Source organism: Pseudomonadota bacterium (assembly GCA_026388215.1).
Lineage (GTDB): Bacteria > Desulfobacterota > Syntrophorhabdia > Syntrophorhabdales > Syntrophorhabdaceae > JAPLKF01.
In genome coordinates, this window is the sequence record JAPLKF010000189.1 from 1 (window position 1) to 5,611 (window position 5,611).

The 5,611-nt window shown below is 46.0% G+C and carries 8 protein-coding genes; all 8 read right to left on the bottom strand.

All coding sequences use genetic code 11. The annotated features are described in order from the left end of the window. Positions 1 to 566 (bottom strand): ZIP family metal transporter (locus NTU69_10240; protein ID MCX5803888.1); only part of this gene is annotated, 566 nt, incomplete at its 3' end. A gap of 37 nt (positions 567 to 603) precedes the next feature. Next, positions 604 to 1,908 carry a cation diffusion facilitator family transporter gene (locus tag NTU69_10245; protein ID MCX5803889.1) on the bottom strand — a complete coding sequence of 435 codons (1,305 nt, stop codon included), beginning with the start codon at positions 1,906 to 1,908 and terminating at the stop codon, positions 604 to 606. Between the two features lie 18 nt (positions 1,909 to 1,926). After that, positions 1,927 to 2,154, bottom strand: coding sequence for a hypothetical protein (locus NTU69_10250; protein MCX5803890.1), 228 nt, complete (start codon positions 2,152 to 2,154; stop codon positions 1,927 to 1,929). 29 nt (positions 2,155 to 2,183) lie between these two features. Then, positions 2,184 to 2,894 (bottom strand): MBL fold metallo-hydrolase, encoded by a 711-nt coding sequence (locus NTU69_10255; GenBank protein ID MCX5803891.1) that lies wholly within the window; start codon positions 2,892 to 2,894, stop codon positions 2,184 to 2,186. A 1-nt stretch (position 2,895) separates the two neighbouring features. After that, complete coding sequence (locus NTU69_10260; GenBank protein ID MCX5803892.1) at positions 2,896 to 4,443, bottom strand: rhodanese-like domain-containing protein; 1,548 nt, start codon at positions 4,441 to 4,443, stop codon at positions 2,896 to 2,898. A 48-nt stretch (positions 4,444 to 4,491) separates the two neighbouring features. Next, the gene (locus tag NTU69_10265; GenBank protein ID MCX5803893.1) at positions 4,492 to 4,794 is read right to left on the bottom strand and encodes a hypothetical protein; all 303 of its coding nucleotides are present in this window, start codon (positions 4,792 to 4,794) and stop codon (positions 4,492 to 4,494) included. A 6-nt stretch (positions 4,795 to 4,800) separates the two neighbouring features. Further along, the gene (locus NTU69_10270; protein MCX5803894.1) at positions 4,801 to 5,328 is read right to left on the bottom strand and encodes a gamma carbonic anhydrase family protein; all 528 of its coding nucleotides are present in this window, start codon (positions 5,326 to 5,328) and stop codon (positions 4,801 to 4,803) included. A gap of 10 nt (positions 5,329 to 5,338) precedes the next feature. Continuing rightward, positions 5,339 to 5,476, bottom strand: a complete 138-nt coding sequence (locus tag NTU69_10275; GenBank protein MCX5803895.1) for a hypothetical protein — start codon at positions 5,474 to 5,476, stop codon at positions 5,339 to 5,341. Positions 5,477 to 5,611: the final 135 nt, after the last annotated feature.

Below are 5,611 nucleotides of genomic sequence, written 5' to 3' on the forward strand. Positions count from 1 at the left end.
GTCTTGAGGGAAAAATAGGCGATCACTGCACCAAGCAACGAGGCAGCCTGCGAGAGAAGGTTGTAAAAAAATGCCTTTTGCCTTGTATAGCCGCTTTCAAGGAGAATTGCAAAATCACCCATTTCCTGTGGAATTTCATGGGCAAAAACAGCTACAGTAGTTGCTACCCCGAAAGATCTATCCGTCATGAAGGCTACAGCAATAACGACGCCATCCACAAAATTATGGAAGGCATCCCCGAAAAGGATGAGAGTGCCTGCCCTTGTATGGATCTCACAGTTATCATCGTGACAGTGCCGCCAGATCACCGACTTTTCGAGGAGAAAAAAGAGTAAAATACCGAAAAGTATGGTAGCCGAGGTGGGGAGTGTGGAAGAGAGCATTAACGCCTTCGGTATCATACCGAGAAAGGCTGCGCCGAGAAGCGTTCCAGTGGCATAGCTTACAAGAGAAGAAATAAGCGCCCGGCTTTTAACTTTAGAGCAAAGAAGTACAAATGATGCCCCCACAACTGCCCCAATACTTCCAAGCAGGGTAGCCATAATGATCCATGATAAGAGCGCCATACCTGCATACCTCCTTTTCTATCTTCCATTTTTCAGATTATTGGGAATCCGCTTTCTGTCTTTCTACCTCCGATTCCTCTGCTGGATGCGGCACTGTAATCGGTTCTATTTCACTGTTGCGATATCTCTCTATGACCTCGCGCACCGTTGAGCCTGTCTCTGCCCTGTAAATGTCGATAAAATTGTCTTTCAGCATGTAAAAAGAGATCTCCCCGATCTTAGGGGTAAAGACGAGGTCCAGGTTGTGTTTTATAACGGCCTTTATTACCCTTACCCCTATGTGTATGCGATTCTTTTCACCGAGAAACTCGTTGTAATAGAAATCTTCTATCTCTGCTCCCCCTTTGTTGTCCAGTTTCAGAATGATGAAATAAGGCGCCCTACCAAAGTGGCCATGAATCTTGGAATCTAATCCGGAAATATCACTGACCGGGATAATGGCTGACACAGTATCCTGTTTTACAGGTTCAACATGGACAAAAACCGATTCAATCTGGCTGTAATCCCTCGATACGAGATCTTCGATGCTATCTGCAAGTTCATGTGCTTTGTATACGGAGACCGAGGGACCTGTTGCGATGTTACATTCTACCATTTTGAATGGCCCGGACTGGCGTATCTTTACATCACCCACGCCTTTAACACCACCGACGGCAGATATCTTCTCCTCTATCTCTGCCTGTAGCTTTGGGTCGAGGTTTGCATCCAGAAGGATCAGAACCGGCTTCCATACGTTTTTCACGCCGAGCCTGATAATGAGCAGGGCAATGAGCATCACAATAGAACCCTCGATGTAGGGAATCTTTGCATGGGCTAAAAGAATGCCTGCGAGAACGACCAATGAGGTGCCAATATCGAGAAACGCTTCGGATGCATTAGCCAGAAGTGCCCCGGAATTGATTGAAACGCCTGTTTCTTTTTCCATCTTTGCCACAAAATATGATGCGGCAACGGATATGCTGCTTACCAGGACCGGCAGCACCGGGAATGCGTGGTGAGGAGCCAGGAGAAAAAGCTTTTTGTATCCCTCAGCCAGGTTTTCAAAACCGGCCCATACGACAAGAACGCCAATTACAAGGGTAACAAAGGTTTCGGCTTTATATAGCCCGTAGGGAAATCTCGCGCTCTCCTTTCGGGAGGCAAGCCAGAGTCCAAACCAGGATGCAAAAATAGCGAGCACGTCAACGCCGCTGTGGAAGGCGTCTGCAATGAGGATTCTGGAGTCAAAGAGATAGCCGGTGAAAAATTTAGCAACCGCAAGGAGGAGTATGGCAATAGTTGCGGTAAGGGCTACCCTTTGACCCCGTTTGAGCGACTCAATGTGACTATTCGTGCTTTCCACGGCTCACCATGTAGACTGCTATTCGATTTTCAGAAATTGACGGGCCATAAAAGAACCGCACTGCGGACATTTTCTCTGAAAACAGGGGATACCCGGCTCATGGGGGACTACAAGGCCGCATTGAGGACAGATACAGTTCGTAGGGGGGCCACCTTGCCCAAAACCTCCCATCCCTCTTCTTTTTCCTGCCCTGCCTTGCTTGATCATTTTTGCTGAGCCTCTACCTTTTCCAAAACCGAATGGCACTCATTACCTCCGCTTAATATATTTTTATGCTAAACCTCTATGGTCCGCCCTACCTTAATATCAATGAAGTTTTCCTTGTATGACTCCTTAAAGATTTTCGCAGCATCTTCGCCCGTACAGTGGCCTGGTCCCACATATTCTACATCTAACTGCCTGAATTTTTCATTGATATGTTTTATTTTATTGATAGGCTCATCAAGGAGATGAAAACCGCCCATCAAGAGATGGATCTTGCCATTGATGTGGTCCATGGCATACTCCACTATTTTGATTATGCCGGGATGGGCGCATCCTGTTGCTATTGTTAACCCTTTTTCTGTCTCCAGCACTAACGCCTGCTCTGCGATATAATCCGGACTGCACCTTCCCTTCATTTGGCCTGTTGTGTATATGCCGTCGGCAATCTTCATAAAGGAATTAACTTCTATCAAGTTGCACCCGTATGTTTTTGCTTTGTTCTTGAACTCCCGGCTGAAACCGGGGCAAACGTAAAGATCGAGTCCCGGCTTTCCCCGGAGTATGTTCCACAGTCCGCCTGTATGATCAAAGTGTTCGTGGGAAATAACAACCGTCTCTATGTCGTGAATCTTTACACCCATACGATCCATGTTGTTGAAAAGGCAGTCCGACTTCTCACCTGTGTCAAAAAGGATTCTGTTCCCGATAAGGTAGGAGACCCCCCAGCCTGCGAGAAATGTGCGGTTCAGTCTCTTACTGTCAAAAAGTATCTTAATCTCCATTTTATACCTTTCCTCTTCTTTTCAATGTGTCCCCGTCGCTGATAGGTTTGACGTACCTCTTCCGGCTTTCATAGACGGAAATGGCATTGAGACCGCCAAAAAGGTCTTTTATTTTAGATAATTCTTCCCTCCCGAGAGGCTCAACGCCGCAGGGCCTCAACGGAGTATTGATTTGTATCTCATCGGGACGAATGTCTTTTGCTATACATGCTATCTCTCCGGCATATTGTACATTTTCTTTCATGAACATAATCTGCAGCGCAAGCTTTCCCTGGAAATGCCTTTTAAATTCCTTTATCCCTTCCAGGATAGCATCAAATTCTATGCCCTGAAAAGGCCGATTTACTAATACGAAAGACCCCTGCGAGGAAGCATCCAGTTTAGCGATGACGAAATCGGCATACGATAACTCATCTCGAACGTCCTGCCTGTTCATCAGGGATGAGTTTGTGATCACGGCAATAGACTCACGCCTGAGCTTTTTTATGGCGTTTATCATAGACCCTAAATTCTTTGCCAGGGTGGGTTCGCCCCTTCCGGAGAAGGTGATATAATCTATGGGTATATCAGAAAGGGCACTTAATTCTTTTAGAATCTCTCCTTGTGGAATATATAGGTGCCGTGTAATAGTGGGTTTTTTTGTCTTTCCCAGCTGGCAATATATGCAATCGAAGCTGCATATCTTTTCCTTTTGTGAAAGTAAGTCTACCCCCAGGGAACTCCCCACGTAGCACAGCATTTCGCTCAATGCAAACCACCACGAGGAAGCGAACTGACCATTACAGCAGAGCACGATAATTTCCCTGTTCCTCGCATCACCAACAGCCTTGGAGGCTAAGGATTTGAGCTTTTCCGTATTCTCGAATGTACCATCCTTTTTAAATACGAGAGAATAGGGAAGATTTACCGCTCCCGGAATATGCCCTTTTCTTTTCAACATGGGATCTGATGCTTCTCCTTTGTATAGCCGTTCTGGTCTCGTATCAACGATGACCGCTGTCCCCAGGCGGGCACGGACATGTTCTTTGTTGGCGATAACATTCTCGTTCCATTTGCATTTATAGTTACTCTTTGGCCGTTTGACCCAATCTGTTGTCACCGGATAGTTTTTGCTTAACCACTTCTTGTAACCTCCATCAAGTATGGCGGGACGTTTCACTCCGGCATACTTCAACGTCCAGGCTACCCGGGTAGCGTTCGTGAGTTGCCGTTCTGTATCTGTATTCCCTACGATCACCATGTACGTGTCGGCATTTATACCGGAGGAGCAGATCGTGTCTGAGAGTTCATCCTTATAGGGAAGCTGGCAGCTCAGGTTATTTTCCATCGTGCGCCATGCTGCATAGGTGAGACTGAGCGCCCCGGGAATGTGCCCTTCCTTATAATCTTCTACCTTCCTAATATCCAGAACAAAAACTGAAGGATTATCAAGGTTTTTCTGAAGCCACTCTGTTGATACTACAGGTCCGATAGTGTCATCCATACAGGTAGCTACAGATTCTGTGATTATAAAAACAATAACAAAAAACCAAATAATGTGTCTTTTCATGGCGCCTCCTTTTTACAAGGAAAAAATCGAACTGCCATAACAAATCAGCTAAATATCTGCTGACACAACATCGGTGAGGTCTTTTTCTCTCAGGATATTTCTCCTCCATGTTTTATAGAAAGGAACGATATAGGGCAGGAATCTCATGGAATAATACGGGGGAAAGAGGGGCAATCCAACAAGGTCACCGAAGACCACCAACATAAGAAGGTTATTCAAATTGCCCTTTTCTTTCTTTAATTCCGCTTCAAGCTCATAGGCTGTCATCCCGTAGAAAATTTCGTTAAGCGTTTTACGGGTTTTGTTGAGGGTTTTTGCAAAAAATGAAATCAGGCTTCCATGTTTTTCCATTCTCCGTTACCCTTCGATTTTTTCCATACCAAGTTTACAGTACTTATCTGCCAGGTCTACATAAAGCTTCCTTGACCAATCCCAGAAGTCTCTCTCCTTCTGCGACACCTCTCTCAACTTTTTTGCGGGGTTGCCAGCCACTACTACTGATTCCGGTATCTTCTGCTCGCGCTTTACTACACAGCCCTCCGCCACAGTAGAACCACTGGAGACCTCGGATCGAATGCTTAAGATAGCGCCCATGCCTATTCCCACAAAATCGCCTATTCGCTTTGCATGTATGATGGCGCCATGTCCGATAATTACCCCCTGACCTATGGAACACAAGTCATTGGGTGGAGCATGAATGATAACACCTTCCTCAATGGCTGTTTCGTTCCCTATCTCGATAGTTCCATAATCACCACGCAAGATGGCACCATGCCCTATGTAACAATCGCTCCCTATCCTTACGTCTCCTATTACAATTGCGGTTTCGCTCACATACGTACCAATCCCGACAACCGGTTGCCTTCCATCGAATCTATACAGCATTTCCTGCCTCCTAAGACGAAGTCTTTTTTAACCCATAACAGGGTGATTCCCAAAAGGGGTCTTTTTCATCTTTTCCTCTTGAGCAGAGATACCTTTCGTTCTTTTCCAACGGCATGAACCCTTGTGCCGGCATACGAACGCGGCCCATTGTTGCTTTCTCTTGCAGCCATCCAGGCTGCTTAACCGGGCTAACCTCAGGATGCGCCCATAAAGGCAATTGTATCCCCATCGTTCAATATCGTTTCCATTCGTCCTTCGGAAAGATATTTTGTGCTATTCAGGA